1 protein-coding gene is annotated in these 339 nt (G+C 58.1%); it reads left to right on the top strand.

Going from position 1 to position 339, the window contains the following annotated elements:
- The coding region (locus DBV35_RS29565) for a phosphoenolpyruvate carboxykinase (ATP) (protein ID WP_117434503.1) at positions 1 to 339 on the top strand (339 nt) is incomplete at both ends.

Genomic DNA, 339 nt, shown 5'->3' on the forward strand with positions numbered 1-339 from the left:
TTTTCAACATCGAAGGCGGCTGCTATGCGAAATGCATCAACCTATCGCGCGAGAAAGAGCCGCAAATTTTTGACGCCATCGGCTTCGGCGCGGTGCTCGAAAACGTCGTCCTCGACGACGCGACGCGGGTGCCGAATTACGACGACGGCACGCTGACGGAAAACACGCGCGCCGCCTACCCGCTTCAAGCGATCAAAAACATCGTCGACCCAAGCGTCGCCGGCCATCCGTCCACGATCGTGTTTTTGACGGCTGATGCGTTCGGCGTCCTGCCGCCAATCAGCAAGCTGACGCGCGAACAGGCGATGTACCATTTCTTAAGCGGCTACACAAGCAAAC

The organism is Acuticoccus kandeliae, assembly GCF_003073115.1.